This window comes from Chitinophaga sp. S165, from assembly GCF_003182155.1.
Lineage (GTDB): Bacteria > Bacteroidota > Bacteroidia > Chitinophagales > Chitinophagaceae > Chitinophaga.
In genome coordinates this window covers 883,646-901,130 of record NZ_QGTG01000002.1, presented here as the reverse complement: position 1 = coordinate 901,130, position 17,485 = coordinate 883,646, and the positions used below count along the sequence as shown (strand labels likewise).

16 protein-coding genes are annotated in these 17,485 nt (G+C 42.4%); 11 read left to right on the top strand and 5 right to left on the bottom strand.

The features are described from left to right. Window positions 1-379: 379 nt before the first annotated feature. The 3 genes from C7475_RS11965 to C7475_RS11955 all read left to right on the top strand — a co-directional run bounded on the left by C7475_RS11965 (window position 380) and on the right by C7475_RS11955 (window position 3,399). The gene (locus tag C7475_RS11965) at window positions 380-1,486 is read left to right on the top strand and encodes a slipin family protein (protein WP_110053576.1); all 1,107 of its coding nucleotides are present in this window, start codon (window positions 380-382) and stop codon (window positions 1,484-1,486) included. An 81-nt stretch (window positions 1,487-1,567) separates the two neighbouring features. After that, window positions 1,568-2,086 (top strand): hypothetical protein, encoded by a 519-nt coding sequence (locus tag C7475_RS11960; RefSeq protein WP_110053575.1) that lies wholly within the window; start codon window positions 1,568-1,570, stop codon window positions 2,084-2,086. A gap of 35 nt (window positions 2,087-2,121) precedes the next feature. Beyond that, window positions 2,122-3,399, top strand: a complete 1,278-nt coding sequence (locus tag C7475_RS11955; protein ID WP_233259830.1) for a DUF5690 family protein — start codon at window positions 2,122-2,124, stop codon at window positions 3,397-3,399. 49 nt (window positions 3,400-3,448) lie between these two features. Here C7475_RS11955 and C7475_RS11950 read toward each other — a convergent pair whose 3' ends face one another. Together C7475_RS11950 and C7475_RS11945 are read right to left on the bottom strand one after the other, a co-directional pair. Next, complete coding sequence (locus C7475_RS11950) at window positions 3,449-4,519, bottom strand: DNA polymerase beta superfamily protein (protein WP_110053574.1); 1,071 nt, start codon at window positions 4,517-4,519, stop codon at window positions 3,449-3,451. Then, window positions 4,516-5,274, bottom strand: coding sequence for a nucleotidyltransferase domain-containing protein (locus C7475_RS11945; RefSeq protein WP_110053573.1), 759 nt, complete (start codon window positions 5,272-5,274; stop codon window positions 4,516-4,518). Before C7475_RS11945 ends, C7475_RS11950 begins: the two co-directional genes overlap by 4 nt. A gap of 701 nt (window positions 5,275-5,975) precedes the next feature. Here C7475_RS11945 and C7475_RS11935 point away from each other — a divergent pair. Together C7475_RS11935 and C7475_RS11930 are read left to right on the top strand one after the other, a co-directional pair. Next, complete coding sequence (locus C7475_RS11935; protein ID WP_110053572.1) at window positions 5,976-6,461, top strand: ribonuclease H-like YkuK family protein; 486 nt, start codon at window positions 5,976-5,978, stop codon at window positions 6,459-6,461. Window positions 6,462-6,474: 13 nt separating this feature from the next. After that, the gene (locus C7475_RS11930; protein WP_110053571.1) at window positions 6,475-6,672 is read left to right on the top strand and encodes a hypothetical protein; all 198 of its coding nucleotides are present in this window, start codon (window positions 6,475-6,477) and stop codon (window positions 6,670-6,672) included. 69 nt (window positions 6,673-6,741) lie between these two features. Here C7475_RS11930 and C7475_RS11925 read toward each other — a convergent pair whose 3' ends face one another. After that, window positions 6,742-9,441, bottom strand: coding sequence for a sigma-54-dependent Fis family transcriptional regulator (locus C7475_RS11925; protein WP_233259829.1), 2,700 nt, complete (start codon window positions 9,439-9,441; stop codon window positions 6,742-6,744). Between the two features lie 108 nt (window positions 9,442-9,549). Here C7475_RS11925 and C7475_RS11920 point away from each other — a divergent pair, with 108 nt between their 5' ends. The 5 genes from C7475_RS11920 (at window position 9,550) to C7475_RS11900 (ending at window position 14,802) form a co-directional block, all read left to right on the top strand. Next, window positions 9,550-10,245 (top strand): LytTR family DNA-binding domain-containing protein, encoded by a 696-nt coding sequence (locus tag C7475_RS11920; protein WP_110053570.1) that lies wholly within the window; start codon window positions 9,550-9,552, stop codon window positions 10,243-10,245. Between the two features lie 100 nt (window positions 10,246-10,345). Beyond that, entirely contained in the window at window positions 10,346-12,538 is a 2,193-nt protein-coding gene (locus C7475_RS11915; protein WP_110054050.1) for an ATP-binding protein, read from the top strand. 182 nt (window positions 12,539-12,720) lie between these two features. Continuing rightward, entirely contained in the window at window positions 12,721-13,260 is a 540-nt protein-coding gene (locus C7475_RS11910; RefSeq protein WP_110053569.1) for a thioredoxin domain-containing protein, read from the top strand. Window positions 13,261-13,292: 32 nt separating this feature from the next. After that, window positions 13,293-14,129 (top strand): helix-turn-helix domain-containing protein, encoded by an 837-nt coding sequence (locus C7475_RS11905; protein WP_110053568.1) that lies wholly within the window; start codon window positions 13,293-13,295, stop codon window positions 14,127-14,129. A 277-nt stretch (window positions 14,130-14,406) separates the two neighbouring features. Beyond that, entirely contained in the window at window positions 14,407-14,802 is a 396-nt protein-coding gene (locus tag C7475_RS11900) for a DoxX family protein (protein WP_110053567.1), read from the top strand. Window positions 14,803-14,917: 115 nt separating this feature from the next. On the opposite strand, the gene C7475_RS11895 is transcribed toward C7475_RS11900, so the two are convergent. Next, entirely contained in the window at window positions 14,918-15,346 is a 429-nt protein-coding gene (locus C7475_RS11895; RefSeq protein WP_146217530.1) for an energy transducer TonB, read from the bottom strand. Window positions 15,347-15,481: 135 nt separating this feature from the next. Continuing rightward, complete coding sequence (locus C7475_RS11890; RefSeq protein WP_110054049.1) at window positions 15,482-16,063, bottom strand: dihydrofolate reductase family protein; 582 nt, start codon at window positions 16,061-16,063, stop codon at window positions 15,482-15,484. Window positions 16,064-16,181: 118 nt separating this feature from the next. Here C7475_RS11890 and C7475_RS11885 point away from each other — a divergent pair, with 118 nt between their 5' ends. Beyond that, the gene (locus C7475_RS11885) at window positions 16,182-17,048 is read left to right on the top strand and encodes an alpha/beta fold hydrolase (RefSeq protein ID WP_110053565.1); all 867 of its coding nucleotides are present in this window, start codon (window positions 16,182-16,184) and stop codon (window positions 17,046-17,048) included. Window positions 17,049-17,485 lie beyond the last annotated feature (437 nt).

Here is a 17,485-nt window from a genome sequence, read left to right as displayed (position 1 = left end):
ACAGGTTCAAACATGGACTGAAAATCCAAATTCCAGCAGAAAGCAAACTGCTTTAACAAATATTGCTTCTGACAAAAACAGGGTAGCAGCCGGCAGGGAAGCAAAAGGTTTCTTTTCCATCTGCAACCGCCTTGAAAAAGGCAGATACCGTTGTTGAACGTGTAACTGATCTCTGGCCCGGCGCCTGATTTATTTCTGCCGGTATCCCTATATCCATTTAGCCCACGAGGTACCGTGGCTGGAACACGTTTCACCGACAACAACTCAAGCCCGCTTCCGCAGGTTACAGAAATGGTAGCTACCCTATTGACACACAACTCCTGAAGGAGTCTATATATTGATTATCAATACTAATCCCTAAACCGAAAACAATAATTTTATGATAGCACGTACTAAAGTAGCAGCATATAGCAAGGCGTTGGTGTTCAGAAACAACCGCTACATGAGGATGCTTGACGAAGGGGCATATTGGGTGAAGTCCAATGAGCAGGTCATGCATTATGATATGACAAAACCATTTCAACCTTCCATCGATCTGAATATACTTTTACAGCATACAACAATTGCAGAAGCATTGGATGTGATCATTGTTAAGCAGCAAGAGATCGCTCTGCTGTATGAGAATGGCCTTTTCAAGTCTGTATTAACAGCCGGAAAACATGCATTCTGGAAGGGAATGGCTGAATATAACGTTACCCCGATCGACCTTTCCAAGTATGATATCACTGAGCAGGTAGAACGCGCCATCCTGGTAAGACCAGAGCTGCAGCCTTATATCAGGATCTATGCCATTGAGTCTTACGAAAAGGGATTGCTCTATGTTGATGGAAAGTTCAGCAAGGAGCTTGAACCAGGTATACACTACTTCTGGAAGAACCCGATTGCATTAACAGTATACAAGACAGATATCCGCCAATTGCAGATGGAGATCAACGGACAGGAGATCCTGACAAAGGATAAGGCCAATATCCGTATCAACTTCACTGTTCGTTACAGCGTGACGGACATTTACAAGCTGGTAGAGAACAAAGAATATGATAAGCAACTGTATGTGTTGCTGCAACTGGCCCTTCGGGAACAGGTGGCGGCATATACCCTTGACGAGTTGCTTGACAAAAGAGATGATATATCTCCAATGATCATGAATACAGTCACAGAAAAGGCTCTCGATCTTGGTGTAAAGTTGCTTGATTGCGGTATTCGCGATATCATACTCCCCGGTGATGTAAAAGAGATCATGAACCAGGTGCTGATCGCTGAAAAGAAGGCGCAGGCCAACAGCATCATGCGAAGAGAAGAAACTGCAAGTACCCGGAGCCTGCTGAACACTGCACGATTAATGGAGGACAATGAAATGCTGTTCAAACTGAAGGAGATGGAATATGTAGAGAAGATTGCCGATAACATCAGCAATATCACAGTAAGCGGAGGTGGAGACATCGTGGGGCAACTGAAACAAATTTTCCTACCAGCAAAAAAGGGGTGACAATGTTCATCCCTTCTTTATTTTATAAAACCCCTGTTTTCAGGGATTCCGTTTTTTCCCAATGCACTCTATTTTTAGCACATGCTAAAATATGGCATTACCATCTTTATTGTGACCGCTGCAGCCATCTGCGGTTATTTCCTGTTTGCTTACAAATTGGATACTATTGTGTTGTATGATCGTGCAGCGGCTTATACATCAATGACCCCTTATTTCTCTGCCGTGCCCGAATTTCTTATCAGTGGCGATAACGAACTTAGGGTGATTGTCAACTTTGAAGACATAAGGGAAACAGTGTACCTAAATAATCTCGAAATCAATATTTCACCGGCTAATGCCACTCCCCTCATACCAATTGCAGTCAGAAATGACGAGAGCAGATGCGAGGCCAATTCTTACAGGGAATTGCCCTGTAAGGCCAAATTGCTGCAACCTCTGACAGAAGACCAACACTTCACCTTTACTTTCAATACCAGCCATAGTCATACCAAACGCTACCTGGTTACAATTAAAGGAGATGTGATGTCAGGCCCCTATAAATCTTCATTCCGCAAACAGATAAAGATCCAGGAAAAAGCTGTGTTCCTGGAGCGCAATTAATTGTTATTTTTAACAGGTACTATCAACCTGTTCCCTTGCATCAGCCAATACCAAATCGTTTCTCTTCCCGCCAGCTTAGTGTGGCATTTTTTTCTGCTCTGATCGCTTTTGCAGCATATACCTGCATTTTCGCTTTCCGGAAAGCCTTTAATGTAGCGCCATATGAGGGACATACTGTACTGGGGCTGGATTATAAGATCGTATTAGTGATCACCCAGGTATTCGGATATATGAGCAGCAAGTTTTACGGAATTAGGTTCATTTCTGAAATGAAAAGAGTTGGGAGGGGACGATTGATATTATTTCTGGTGGGGCTATCCTGGGCCGCCTGGCTGCTGTTTGCGATCATTCCTCCGCCTTATAATGCCTGGTGTCTTTTCTTTAACGGATTTCCATTAGGGATGATATGGGGTATTGTATTCTCTTTTGTTGAAGGGCGGCGCACTACAGATCTCATCAGTGCAGCCCTGGCTGTCAGTTTTATATTTGCCTCCGGCCTTGCTAAATCTACCGCCCAATGGGTAATGCAGTCCCTTCACGTAAATGAATTCTGGATGCCCTTCACAGTGGGTGGCGTATTTCTCCTGCCGCTATTGCTATTTGTATATTTACTTGAGAAGATCCCATTACCGGATGCGGCAGATGAAGCACAACGAATGCAGCGCTTACCTATGTCGGTAGAAGAAAGAAAAAAACTCATATCCAGATTTCTTCCAGGCCTGATAATGCTTATCATCATTTATATACTCGTTACAATACTAAGAGAAGTAAGAGACAGCTTTATGGCAGATATGTGGAGAGCCTCGCGCGAATCCTTTGATGCCAGCGTATTCGCCCAGACGGAGACTATCATTTCCCTCGTCATTTTAGTAATGATCGCCTCTATGATATTTATCCAGCATAATTATAAGGCATTTTTAATTACTCAAATTATTATGCTGCTTGGATTCATCATTTCTCTGATAGCAACTGTGCTGTATCTGCAATCGGGGTTGTCATTATACTTGTGGATGATACTTGTGGGTTTAGGGTTGTTTATGGTCTACATTCCATTCAACAGTATATTGTTTGACCGTTTTATTGCCACCTTCCGGTTTTCCGGCAATGTCGGATTCCTCATTTACCTGGCAGACTCCTTCGGTTATCTTGGCAGTGTAGGAGTGCTGCTAACCAAATCCCTGTTCCGCATTCAGGCAAACTGGTTGCAGTTCTATACACAATTAGTGCTGATTACAGGATGCGCGGGCATAATCGGCACAAGTATCTGTATGGTCTACTTCATCAGGAAATATCGATCCGAAGTAAAACCTTAGTTACTGCAACAATTCTGCCCAATCTCCTGGCGCAATGTTCCGTCCATGACTATTGTTTATAAAATTGCTCTCTGATACTTACAAGAACAGCTTCTGCCTTACTTATATCCGGCGCGTCCGGCAAACCGGAACGCTCATACAGATCATCCATTTTCTCCAGTTTTGCATCCACCATTTTCAACAGGTCATCGTATTCAAATTCCCCGCTCTTGATCTTCAATAGAAATTCCCTGTCTTTTCTCTGTACAATTACCTTGCGCTCCACCGCTATCTCTTCCGCCATGCTCAACAAACGGAAAGTATGCATCATATTTTTTGCATCATAGTTCTTTCCATGGGTCATTGTATTCTGGTATCTGGCATCGTTCCTTTTTTCGACCCATTCCCAGTATTCAAGATATTCCCGGCAATATACTGAATACCCATCTTTGTTAAAGTTCATGACAGCGAGGTGAGGAATGCCTGCAGGAATTGAGCTCAATTGTACGTCGTTAGCAGCATCTCCGGATACGATGCCTTTCAGGAACGCATCACCCGTTATCTGATGCTGATGAAACAACAGGTAAACATCCCTGAAATGCGCTACCTGTGTCAAACCACATTGGTTTGGTGAGTATCCTTGATCATCCAGCCACTGCTGCAAAGGTACACTACCATTTCCGGCAATGACGTAACAGAAATCCAGTACAGATTTGCGTTTTTCATCTACCGGCCTATGGATCTTTTTATTCAGCCCCTTTGCCTTTTTAATCTGGGATGCAGCATAACCGGCGAAGGTGTCTTTACATAACTTCGACAGGAAATCTTCCGGCTTTATTTGATCCATCAATGCATGACGAAACAACACACAGTCAGACGGTGTGCTAAGCAACTCTATGATGTTAGGATTATTTTTACTCAACAGGTCTATGAATCTGCCTATCTCAAAATAAACTTCATCATTTGTGCTGTTTGAGATCTGTGGCGTATAAGTCAATCCGTACAACTCACCGGGCGGTAATACAAAGATCCCCTTTATATCCGTATCTGAGGCAGGGGAATGCAAGTGCTGCGCTCTGCTGCCACTTATACACTTCAATAAAAGGTGTTGTGTACCAGATTGTAATGCTTCTAAGGTCATTGAACTTTAATATATTTTCTGAATACATTATTCAGCGCTATTGTATCATGCTGTATAGCAGGTATGAATGCTGCTTGTTCCTTACAGTAAGTGATCATTTTTCCTATCCACTCCTGCAGCACAGGTAGTGGTGATATCCTTGTTTTCTCATCGGAGATCTTCTTCAGTGCCAGCAGATCGTCCACCGCATCGTTCCAGGCTTTATCATCAACAGCGACCCTCAACTCTCTGAAAGTGATAGGAGGTACAGTCTTTTTCTCAATAATCCACAGTGCTGCCAATGCCGGGCGCAAGGCATAAAAATACTTCTTGATCCTTACCTGCTCTTCCTGCAGATCATGCTCAAAGGTATTTCTTGCCATGGAAATATAATGATGGCACCCGGCACGCCCTGAGAAGTATTCTCCAGCCATCCGGAACAATTCGCTTCTAAACTCAGTGCTTTCTTTATAAACAATATCAGATTGCAACCATTCATATAGCGGCGCATTCGATTTTAGAAATAGTTGCAGCGCCTTTCGTATATCCCATCCACTGATATCCAACACTTCATTCACAGGCAATTCTATTACATCTTTTCTCTCCTCGATACTGAGATAACTATCTTCCGGCTGGGCATAAATGAACCGGACATCATAATCACTATCAGGTGAAGCGAAGCCCCAGGCACGGCTTCCAGACTCACAGGCATATAGTATTCTTACATTCTTTTCTTTCTCTATAGCCAGCAGTTTTTCTGCTATTATATCGTTCATTATACACAGGGTTATAACTCAACAAGATATAAAAATTCATAAAAATATTTACTGTTGAATTTGTTATTATCGAAAAAATAGTTTCATCTTTGCATCGTTAAAACAAAACACAAACAATATCATGTCACGCATACAGCTACATATAGAACCAAAAAGTACCTTCTGCCAGATTTATGGCGAGGCACTTGCGGGGCATGTTATGCTGCAGAATAGTTGATAATAACTGATTCGATATAACACAAGCCCCGCAAGCAATTGCGGGGCTTTTTCATTTACCTGAATTTACGATATGCAAATACAATTATCGCCCATACAATTTAAACAGATCAGTGCACGACAGTTATCAGGCACATCCCATAGCTATGCGTGGATGTATGCAGGTAATGAGCTGCTCCCTGTTTTTCAACGACCAAATTATAGTCTGATTTAGCGTACGCTTGTATCAGTTACATATAAACCCGGTCGTTTATCACGACCGGGTTTTTTATTGTTTGTTACCCTTTATTCATCTGTAGCTCAACGGTTAGAGCATCTGCCTTATACGCAGCAGGTTACCGGTTCAAATCCGGTCAGGTCAACAGTTTTTCCGGATAGTGTAATGGCTAACATATCACACTTTGACTGTGATGTTCTCAGTTCGAATCTGAGTCTGGAAACAAAATGATGTTTTAAATTCTTATGCAACAAAATATGACTTAGCAATGCAACAGATCTACAAATGGAGAAGGCTGAACGGTGAAAAGATAAACATGCCGATAGCTGATGAGATCAGCAACATGTTATCAGCAGAAAAAGAAGCAGGTAATGACCTGAAAGTATGCATCGGTACCGATAGCCAGGTAAAGGGCAGGGTCACTGAATTTGCCACTGTGATCGTTTTTATCCGGAAGGGCAAAGGCGGATTCATGTACATCCATAACGACAGTACACTACGCAAAATGAGCATCAAAGAAAGGATGCTTGTAGAGGTAGGAAAGAGTATTGAAGTGGCTTATTCTCTGTGTAACATTTTCACCAGGTATAATGTGGATATGGAAGTACATGCCGATATCAACACCAATCCCAACTTCAGGAGTAATGATGCATTAAAGGAAGCAATGGGATACATCATGGGGATGGGCTTCACATTCAGAGCGAAGCCACATGCTTTTGCAAGCACTTCCTGCGCTAATAAAATAGTTCATTAAAATTCTTAATTGTATGGTTTATGTAAACGGCCTTCAGGCCACTGAACTAACAAAAGACAACGATATTGCCAACACAGCACTCATCTCCGGTTTACAAGAAACTGTGATGGTCGCAACAAGAATGCACCGGGGTGCAGGTCTTGTTGATAATGCCGGCGTGACGATAATGAAGGGAGCGATGGCTTTACCTGAGATCGAGCGGGATGATTAGAAATACATTGTTTAATGCAATGAACAACTCACTGTCAGATACGTTTCAAATGCTGACAATGACGTCTATTTAATCATGCACTCTTTTTATACCCAGCTTTTTAATCTTTGAATTCAGGGTGGTAGGAGGGATCTTAAGTAAGGCTGCCGCTCCGCGTTCGCCATAAATCCGGCCATTGCACCTTTTAAGGATACTTAAAATGTAATCGCGCTCCATTTCATCAATTGTCTTTACTTCAAATCCACTGTTGGCAGAAGTGATATGTACACCACTCTTCTTTGTTTCAGATGGCAAAACAAGGTCTTTTATTACAGGTCCGGGATTCATGATAACACTTCGCTCAATTACATGTTCCAACTCGCGGATATTTCCCGGCCAGCTGTACTCCACCAGTTGTGTCATTACTTTCTGAGTAACCTGTTTTATCTCTCTGCCGGTTTTACGGCTGTACCTGTTTACAAAGTGATTTACCAGTAATGGGATATCATCCTTTCTGTTTCTTAAAGGAGGTAATTCAACCGGGAATACGTTTAACCTGTAATAGAGATCATCCCGGAATCTTCCCTGCTGTACTTCGTCCCAGAGATTCCTGTTGGTAGCGGCAATAATCCTTACATTCAGCCGGATCGTTTTTTTCCCCCCAATCCGTTCTATTTCCTTTTCCTGTAATACCCGCAACAATTTTGACTGAAGTTCCAGCGACAATTCGCCTATTTCATCCAGGAAAAGAACGCCATTGTTCGCAAGCTCAAACTTACCGATCCGCTGTTCTGTAGCTCCGGTGAAGCTTCCCCTCTCGTGACCGAACAATTCGCTTTCTATCAGGTTAGCAGGCAGCGTGGCACAATTCACCTTCACCATCATTTTGCCTTTACTTCCGGAATTACTATGAATAGCTCTGGCTATAAGTTCCTTACCGGTGCCCGTCTCGCCCAATATTAATACAGTACTGTCTGATGGAGATACTTGTTTTATTACCTGAAACACCTGTTGCAGTTCAGGACTGTTACCAACTATTTCAGTGTAATTATATACTGTTCCTATTTCTTCCTGCAGGTACATATTTTCCATCTCCAGCTTCTCTTTGTAGGTCCTGATCTCCAGAAGCTGTTTCTCCACCTTCTCTGTTGACAATAAATTAAATAATGCCGTAGTCAGTTGCGTTGTTATTGACTGAATGATGCTGAGCTGATTATGGTCCGGCCTGTTCTTCTTTTGGGAGAAAAAGATAAAATAGCCCCAGATCTTGTCTTTGCTTCGAATAGCCGCTATGATCATTTCACGGGCTCCCTGCACATATGCCCACTTCAGAAAGTCAGGATTATGTCTTTCCTTCATTAATGTATCCAAATCGAATACAACAGGATGCGGCGATGCTACAACTTCCCGGAAAGGCTCGTACTCTCTTGAATATTGCCAGACGTCCCCTTCCTGAAAAGAAGCCAGGGGATCTGCCTGTTTCCCTGAACGTGCAGTAACAATATTGAACTTATTACCGTCTGCACTGATGCTACCTATCAGATCGTATGAAAAAGGAAACAATTGTGAAAAGAAAGGATTGATAGCATCCAGCAAGTGTTCCTTATTACGCACGGTTGCTATAGCGTTGCTGATAGAAAGCAATACGGCCTTCTCCTTATTTCTTTGCTCCAGGTCTTCATTGGCAAAAATATTGGCCAGCGCAATGGAAAGCTGATAGGAAATACCATTGATCAGGTTGAGCTGTCGCCGGCGTAACACCACCTTTTCTTCGAAGAATAAAGTAAATAACCCGAGCTGTTTTGCTTCAGTACGAAGAGGCACAATAACCGCCTTCTTAATGCCTGTTTCTAACATGAATTTCATGAAAACAGGAATACTACCGGTAGCGGCCAGCGCCTCAAGATCTATGATCGCAGGATCTGCGGCATAAAGGAGCTTGTTAAAGAAGCCGTCATTAACAGGATAGCTATTGGTTATAACATTTTCATAATTTACGGGCTGCAATGCATCCTCGGTCACAACCAGGTATTGAGAATATGTTATGCTATCCTCATTTACAAGATTAATGGACACATTCCGGATAGGGAATATCTTTTTTATTTTCCGGTGGATGATCTGCAACAGATCGTTTTTGCTTCTTACCGATGCAAGGTCATTACTCAATGATAGCAGAATAGCCCTTTCCTGTTCTCTTTCAGCAATTTGTTCCTGTGCAAGAATATTACAGATAACGGCCGATATGTGATTCGTGACTAACTGCAACAGTGAAAGAACATCCGGAGTATACGCTTCTTCATTTACGGTAAAAAGTAACAATTCGCCTATTATCGTCTCCTTATTCCGGATAGGAGTACAAATGACACTTAAAGCATCTGTATGCAGGATCTGAGGTACCGTTGCATTTCGGACCTTAGCAATAAATTCATTTTCAAACAGATCGGACATATTCTCCATATCCCGGCCGGTATATAGACACTCTATTTCATCCGGTCCTTCAAAAGGATAAAGGTGTATTGCAATATCCTTAAAAAGGAATGCCTCCTTTAACTTATATTGTAGCACATTTAAGAGGGTCTTTTTATCCCTTATTGAAGTAATCCCGTTACTGACAGATAGCAAAAAATCAATGGTCTGTAATGTTTCCCTAAAAGGCGTACTGTTGGCATTCACGATATCAGCATTAAAAAGAATAAAACCAAAGTTGTATAAATCATTGACTGACAAAGATAATCGCTTTATAATAGCAAAATAACGGCCGACCTTGGCGAAACGACGATATATCGTCATGCATTTTTTATAAAAAAACCGCATACCTTTAATAATCAATTAATTATCAATTGGCATGGAATTAAGTAATCTTAGACACAACATAAAAAATCAGCTTTTCGACCTATTATGATCACACTTATTATCGACGACAATGCCATCGCACGTAGTACGCTTCTGGAGTTGACCAGCCAGATCAAAGGTGTTGTTGTTGCCTGTGAATGCGGGAGTGCGCTGGATGCCTACAATTATCTACAGGAGAATCCTGTAGATCTGTTGTTGCTGGACATCGAAATGCCAGGAATGTCGGGACTTGAGCTAACAAAAAATCTCGGAAATAAAAGACCGGTGATCATTTTCACCACCTCCAAGAAAGAGTATGCAGCAGAAGCTTTTGAGCTGAATGTAGCCGATTACCTCGTAAAACCTATCACTCCCGGCAGGTTTATACAGGCTATAGAAAAGGCCCGTCAGATCCTGGACAGCAATAAAGAAGAGATGCGCTGGGAAAATGATGAATTTATATTTATCCGCGATTCGAATATTGTAAGAAGACTGAAGCTGGAAGAGATCCTGTATGCAGAGGCGATGGGCGACTATGTAAAGTTATTCACCGCAAAGAAATTCTTCGCGATACACGTATCCTTGCGGGTACTGGAAGAACGTCTTCCCGCTGCCCGTTTTTTAAGGATCCACAGGTCATATATGGTAGCGATTGACAAAATAGATACACTTCAGGATGGAGCCGTACTAATAGGGGACAAATCCCTTCCGGTAGCAGATGCTTACCGTAAAATACTTAACAAGCGGATGAACGTACTATGATCTCCACCTGCTTTTTGGAGACATCCGGCTATTGTTTTTGCCTCTCTGGCGAAACGGATCAATGGATATGATGATGGCAAATGACCTTTATAGATTGACCATGAACAACAATCGCTTTACATATCTGATTCTGATAGCATTCCTTGCCGGTACAATGGTGCTCGCATTTGTACAATATAATTCCTCGCGGAATATAGATCAGTTGATCAAAGGAAACCAAAAGTTACTCCGAGAATTGCAGGCAGGCAACAAGCTGCGTGAACTTGAACGGGATATCATCTGGGTAGAAAGCCGCATCCGCGCTGCTATTGCCACTGACGACACCTCTCATATTGAAGGCGTTGACGCCAAAATTGCCGAAGTGGAAGCTTTCGTCGATACCCTGAAACAGGTTAATACTGATGATAGTGCTATATCGTATATCAAAAGACTTCAGTTTCTGGCAGGTCAGAAACTGCATAATAAAAACCAGCTGATGCACGAGTTCTTCCGGACCGGAAGAATGGATGATACCAGTCTGATCGCCAATCCCCGCGCCAGGGAGATCTCAAATGAGATCAGCACTATTACACGTAAGATATATGACAGCCGACAGTCTGTTATGACAGAGCTCAGTAATAATATTAATGAGAGTAGCCGGAGAGCCAGGAACTGGGGCATTATCCTCATCTGCCTGATATTGATGACCGCAGGAGGAATGCTATGGTTTGTCATGACCAGGATCCGTCAGCAACAGAAGCTGATACTGGAGCTGGACAGATCAGAAAAGAAGGTAAGGGAAATAGCGATGATCAAAGAAAATTTCATGACAAATATGAGTCATGAGATCAGAACGCCCTTAAACGCCATACTTGGATTTACCAATCTGTTAAAAGCGAAAAAGCTTGATGAGGGCTCCGCGGAATTCGTCGGCTCTATACAGAAAGCAGGGGAGAACCTCCTTACTATCATCAACGATATTCTCGACCTCTCCAAAATAGAGGCCGGCATGGTAAGGATTGAAGCCACCCCATTCAGTGTACGTGGCTTATTGCACTCCATCCAGACCCTTTTCAGTGAAAAAGTGAAAGAGAAAAAGCTGGTACTGCAGGGAGAAATAGCACCCTCCGTTCCGGATACCCTGGTAGGGGACGCCACCCGTCTGACACAGGTATTGGTTAACCTGATCGGCAATGCGCTTAAGTTTACAGAGAAAGGAGGGATCACCATTGCAGTCAGTAATAAACAAAGTGACGGCCACACTATTCAGCTGGAATTTTCTATTACAGACACCGGTATTGGTATTGAGCCTTCCAAATTATCCTGCATCTTCGACCGTTTTAATCAGGCCGAAGATTCCATCACCCGTAAATATGGAGGTACCGGGCTCGGGCTCTCAATTGTAAAGGACCTGGTCATATTACAGGACGGAGATATCAGCGTTGAGAGTGAGCCGGGGAAAGGCACCACCTTCAGATTCTTCATTCCTTATACAATTGCATCCAGACAAATACCGGTTCCGGAAACAGTAGATATCAGCCAGTTTAAGATCACAGCCAACCGTTCTGTGAAGATATTAGTGGTGGACGATAACGAAATGAACCGCAGCCTGATGAAGCATCTGCTGACAGAGTGGGACCTGTCTTTCGACATGGCCGGCAATGGTACAGAAGCGCTCAACTATCTGAAGAAAGACCGGTATGACCTGATATTGATGGACATCCAGATGCCGGAAATAGATGGCTATACAGCCACCCGTCTCATCCGGCGGGAACTGCAACTGGACGTTCCTATAGTCGCTATGACAGCGCATGCCCTGGCGGGGGAACGGGAAAAATGTCTCAGTAGTGGCATGAATGAATATATTTCGAAGCCGATCAACGAAAAGGAACTGTATCAGCTTATCAATAGGTTTGCCTCTATCTCTTCTATTAAGGAACGGCAGTATATACAGGATAAACAGGAAACGCCGGTTTATCAGTACATCAACCTGGAATACATGAAAGAGATCAGCCGGGGAAATAAAGCGTATGAGAAAAAAGTGACCGGACAGTTCATTGATGCAATGCCACAGGAAATAGCATTACTTGAATCTGCATTCCATAATAACGATATAAAATCATTAAGAAGTACAGCCCATAATATGAAGACGACGATTTCTATTATGGGATTGACGGAGCGTTTATTTCCCACGCTGGATGAACTGGAATCAGCTACAGAAGTCGCTCCTGCGCTATTGATACATATCGATATGCTAAAATCATTTACGAATAACGCCTTACAGGAGGCTGAAGATTTTTACTCACAGGTGTAATGTTAACCCGGTTATTCAAAGGGACAGCCAATGGCTGTCCTTTTTTTATGCGCTTAAGTATCCCCTCATAGCGACAGTTTTTGCCCGTTTAGCGAACGTCACTTCTTCCCACCTTCCAATTAGGGTAGTTTTATAACATCAACTATTAGCAGACAATTTATTAAAATCTAAATCCGCCAGTTATGCTACATCCTATATTCAACGCAGTCCGTGATCATTACCAGGGTAACCAGTTTGCTCCGGTAGAATTGCTGATGTATTCAGATCTGCAGAATGCAGCATGTGCAGCCATATATCCTGCCATAAAACACCTGATGTGTACTATGGGCAAAGATCTGAAATTTGTATTCCGTCATTATCCGGCCCCGGATAAACATCCCTTGTCACTCGAAGCTGCTATTGCAACTGAAATAGCGGCAACACAGGGCAAGTTCTGGGAAATGCACGATATCATTATTGAGAATCAATCCAGCCTGACGCGTACCATATTTCCTTATTTAGCATCTGCTATTGGCGTTGAAATGCCTCTTTACGAGGAAGGCCGTAGACGTAAACAAGTCTTTCATAAGATCATTAATGACTATGAAAGTGGCAACAAAAGTTGTGTAGACGTGGCTCCAACCATCTTCATCAATGGTAGAAAATATAACGGGCATCTTCATTATGCCACATTGTACAAGACCTGTAAATATGCGATGACCATTTCGCAGGTACATGCATAAACCTTCCTCCTTAACGCTTAAATATCGTTGTTATGAATACCAGCAAACCATTTTTTGAAATCTATACTTTTGACCAGGTAGAAAATAATCAACAGTTCAATAACCCCGTTCCGCATGCGCATGACCTCATTGAAATTATCTGGGCCGTTTCCGGCAACTGCTCTCTGAAGGTCGACATGCAAACTTATTCTCCCAAGTGCGACCAGGTATTTGGTATCATGCCTCATCAGCTGCATCAGTTCACTGCAGATTTTAATGCACAAGGATATATCATCCGTTTTAATGAACTTTTTCTCCAGGAATATAACTCCGTTTATCACGCCGATCTGCTCCTCGTATTGATGCAATCAGCAAATGTCAGTTACAGTGAAGAGATCCGTAATGAGATGAAGACGATCATGGATAAACTGATCCAGGAATTTTCGCAACAGCAACTTTACAGCTCAGATATACTAAGCAGGTACCTCAATATTCTTTTCATTCATATGTCCAGGCAATCGCATGCCGCCCCTTCAACTAATCAGCAAACTCATAACAACAGACAGGCAAAACGATTCATCCAATTAGTCGACCAACACTTCAAAGCACATAAAAAGGTTTCTGAATTTGCAGACATTATGTGCGTTACTCCCAGTTATCTGAACGAGGCTATAAAAAAGACCACGGGGTATACCGCCGGTCACCATATCCGTCAACGTGTCATACTGGAAGCCAAAAGACATGCTGCTTATTCAGATAACAGCATGAAAGAGGTCGCGTGGGATTTAGGTTTCACTGACATCTGTTACTTCAGCAAACTGTTTAAGAAAGAGACTGGATACAATTTTTCGGAATTTAAGAAACGACAGGAGAAAGTTTTAGCTGTGTAGCAGATAGGAGCATACCGGCATTGACCGTTATGCTCCTTCTTTTTCAATTACCTGGATTATCAATAACTCACGCATTTATCAAAAATAAAAACACCCCAACTATAAAGAGACCGTCTCATTACTATATGAGGCGGTTTTTCGTTTAGTCCCAGGTTGTGACGGCGGGAATTGTCTGACCGGCACCTCAATTTGTCCACTTCAAGACAAACCACTCGCACGCCTACGGGTTTTGGAACATCTTTGTATCACAAACACAAACAACGTAAAACCAACGATCATGAACTCAAAAACAACAAAAGTAATTTATTGGATAGGTGTTATATTAACCTCTTTATGGTTTGGAGCAAGCGGTATTTTTGAACTAACAACCAATCCGATTGTATGGGACATAACAGTACAACTGGGTTATCCTCCACACTTCATCTATATTCTCGGTGTTGCGAAGCTATCCGGCATTATCGTTCTTTTAACTCCGAACAAACTGCTTAGATTAAAAGAGTGGGTATTTGCAGGCATATTCTTCGATATCACTTTTGCCTTCTTCTCGAAATTAAGTGTACTTAACTTCGCGGCCGGTACAGACGCTATTGTTGCATTTGTTATGGTAACAGTGACTTACATTATGTTCAGGAAATTATATCCTGCTACTTACGGGAAAGCGGTTACTGCATAATCTTAGAATTGAATAGATCAATAATATTGGCGGAAAGAACTGGCTTGCATTATTGCAAGTCTTTTCTTTTTTATAACGTTGCAAATAGATGGCCTAATCTTTAGTAAGATCCAATTTATTCCTGCCAGCCAATAAACATCGGTATTATAAACCTTACCGCCACTTTCTTCCCGTCCTGCTCTCCTGGTTTCCACTTTGGCATTTTATCAAGCGCAGCTAACGCCACCTTTTCCAAATTTGTATACTGGCTCTCCTTTTTATTACCTATACGTTTATCAAGTATGCTTCCGGTAGTATCTACAACAAATGAAAAGTATATCTTCCCCTGTATGTCTGCATCCTTTTCCACTTTGGGATAATCTATCTTACTTAAAAATCTGGCTAAAGCTTCCTCGCCACCAGGAAAAACAGGAGGCCTTTCTACAAACGTATATACAGTCATTTTCAGAAGAGAATCGTACTTAGACTGTGCTTCTGAGCTACCGCTGAAAAAAGCACTTGATAGCAGCAGAAAGCACGCTTTTATTTTAATACCTATTCTCATACTAGAACTATAGTCGGAGGAAGAATTAACTTCTGATCCGTTGGAATATAAAAAGATGTAGAAGTGTTTGTCTTTCAGGAACAGATTGCGCTTAAACAGCAACTGAAACCAGCAGCCTGAAACATATTCTGGTACTTACGCAGAGCGATAGACATGCACGGTGGTGCCACCTGGAAATGATTTGACATCAGCCAGCTTCAAATAGAGCGGTGTCGCAAGACCATTGAAGATCGGCAATCCCCCTCCTAATATCACCGGATGGATAGCCAGGTAGAATTCGTCGACAAGCCCCGTTGCTATTAGACTCCTCATGAATTCGGCGCCCCCGATCGCTACAATTGGTTTTCCCTCCCCAGCTTTGAGTTCCCTGATCCCTTCGGCAAGATCTCCATCAAAGACCCGTGCATTCTTCCAGGAAGCTGCCGCAGGTGACTTATCATCTCCCAGATCAACGCCTTTAAATCCATTTCTGGTAAAGACCGCCTTCGGTATTTCATTCATCGGCTTCGCAAAGACATCTGTCGAAGTCGGCCAGTAAGGCGCCATTCCCTCAAACGACTTCCTGCCCATGATAATCATCCCCGCTTCCTGTGCTTGTCCTACAGACCAGTCTTTCGACTCCGCATCACCCGTCTTAAAGATCCAGTCAACATTCCCATTAGTCTCGCCAACAAAACCGTCGAGAGACATTGACATCTTCATGTGTAATTTTCTCATAGTTAAAATAGTTGTGTTCCAAAAATAGACCATCCTCACGCGACGATACGGGGGGAATAGAGACTAAGATAGGGGGTAATTGCGGACTTGAGGCACAGTCTTTGACCAATACAGAAATATGAGCAGGCAAATTTTTAACAGATCCGTTAAAGTTGACGGTATTGATATTTTCTACCGTGAGGCCGGAGATAGGAAAAATCCGTCCATCCTACTTTTACCTGGTTTCCCGACCTCATCCTTAATGTTCAAAAATCTGATGGTTGCTTTGTCAGACAGATTTCATCTGGTAGCTCCGGATTTCCCCGGATTTGGATTCAGCGCTTTTCCAGATAAGGATCAATTTGAATATTCTTTCAGGAATTTAGGAGCTCATATGAACAAGTTCACGGATGAGATAAGCCTAAAGACTTTCATTATCTATCTTCACGACTATGGAACTCCTGTCGGCCTTCAAATATGCTTACACCATCCGGAAAAGATTGAAGGAATAATTGTGCAAAACGGCAATGCATACGAAGAGGGTGTTCATGGAATATGGGATGAAATGAGGGCCTACTGGGAGAACCCCACTCCTGAAAAAAAGAATGAACTCTATGCATTCTTAAGTGAGGAAGGCGTAAAATGGCAATACACTGCTGGCCTACCTGAAGAATTGCTGCCAACAATAAGCCCTGAACTATGGACACTTGATTGGGAGTCGATGAAAAGGCCTGGCAATATCGACATGCAATATGAATTGAATTGTGACTACCAACATCATATGAAAATGTTCCCTGCCTATCAGGAGTACTTCCGTGTTCATCAGCCCCGTGCCCTTGTTATATGGGGAAAATATGATCCGTTCTTTAATGCAGAGGAGGCGGTATGTTACAAGAGAGATTTACCTGATGCCCAGGTTCATCTTATCGATGGTAGCCATTGGGTGCTTGAAACAAATTTTAATGAAGTGTTGAGTCTTATAAGTGATTTTCTTAAGAAGTTTTGATAAGTAGCCCTTTTTCTGGTAACCATTAATTTCCACTTTCCACTTTTCGGAGTTCCCTTGATAATAACCTCCGCCCGTATAGTTAATCCTTCTGAAGTGTTCTGATAGGCTTTCTATAGGCTTCATACAAGCTTACTATAATGTCACCAAAAGGGTATTTAAAGGTCATTTATATATCAAATCGATATTGAAGTGACCTTTAAATGATATTTTGATGTCCATTTAGTATCCTTATACGTACCTTTGAGAAACGATACAGGAAACTTGTATTACTAACCTCAAAACGACCTTTTTATGGCCATTGTTAAAGACAATATCCTCATGCAACTTGTCCGAGGTTCTCTCGGCAAGCAAATCACGATCTACGAAAGGAATGGGCAGATCATTATGGCGAAGAAACGCGGCCCTTCAAGGAAAAAGCCTACGCAAAAGCAGCT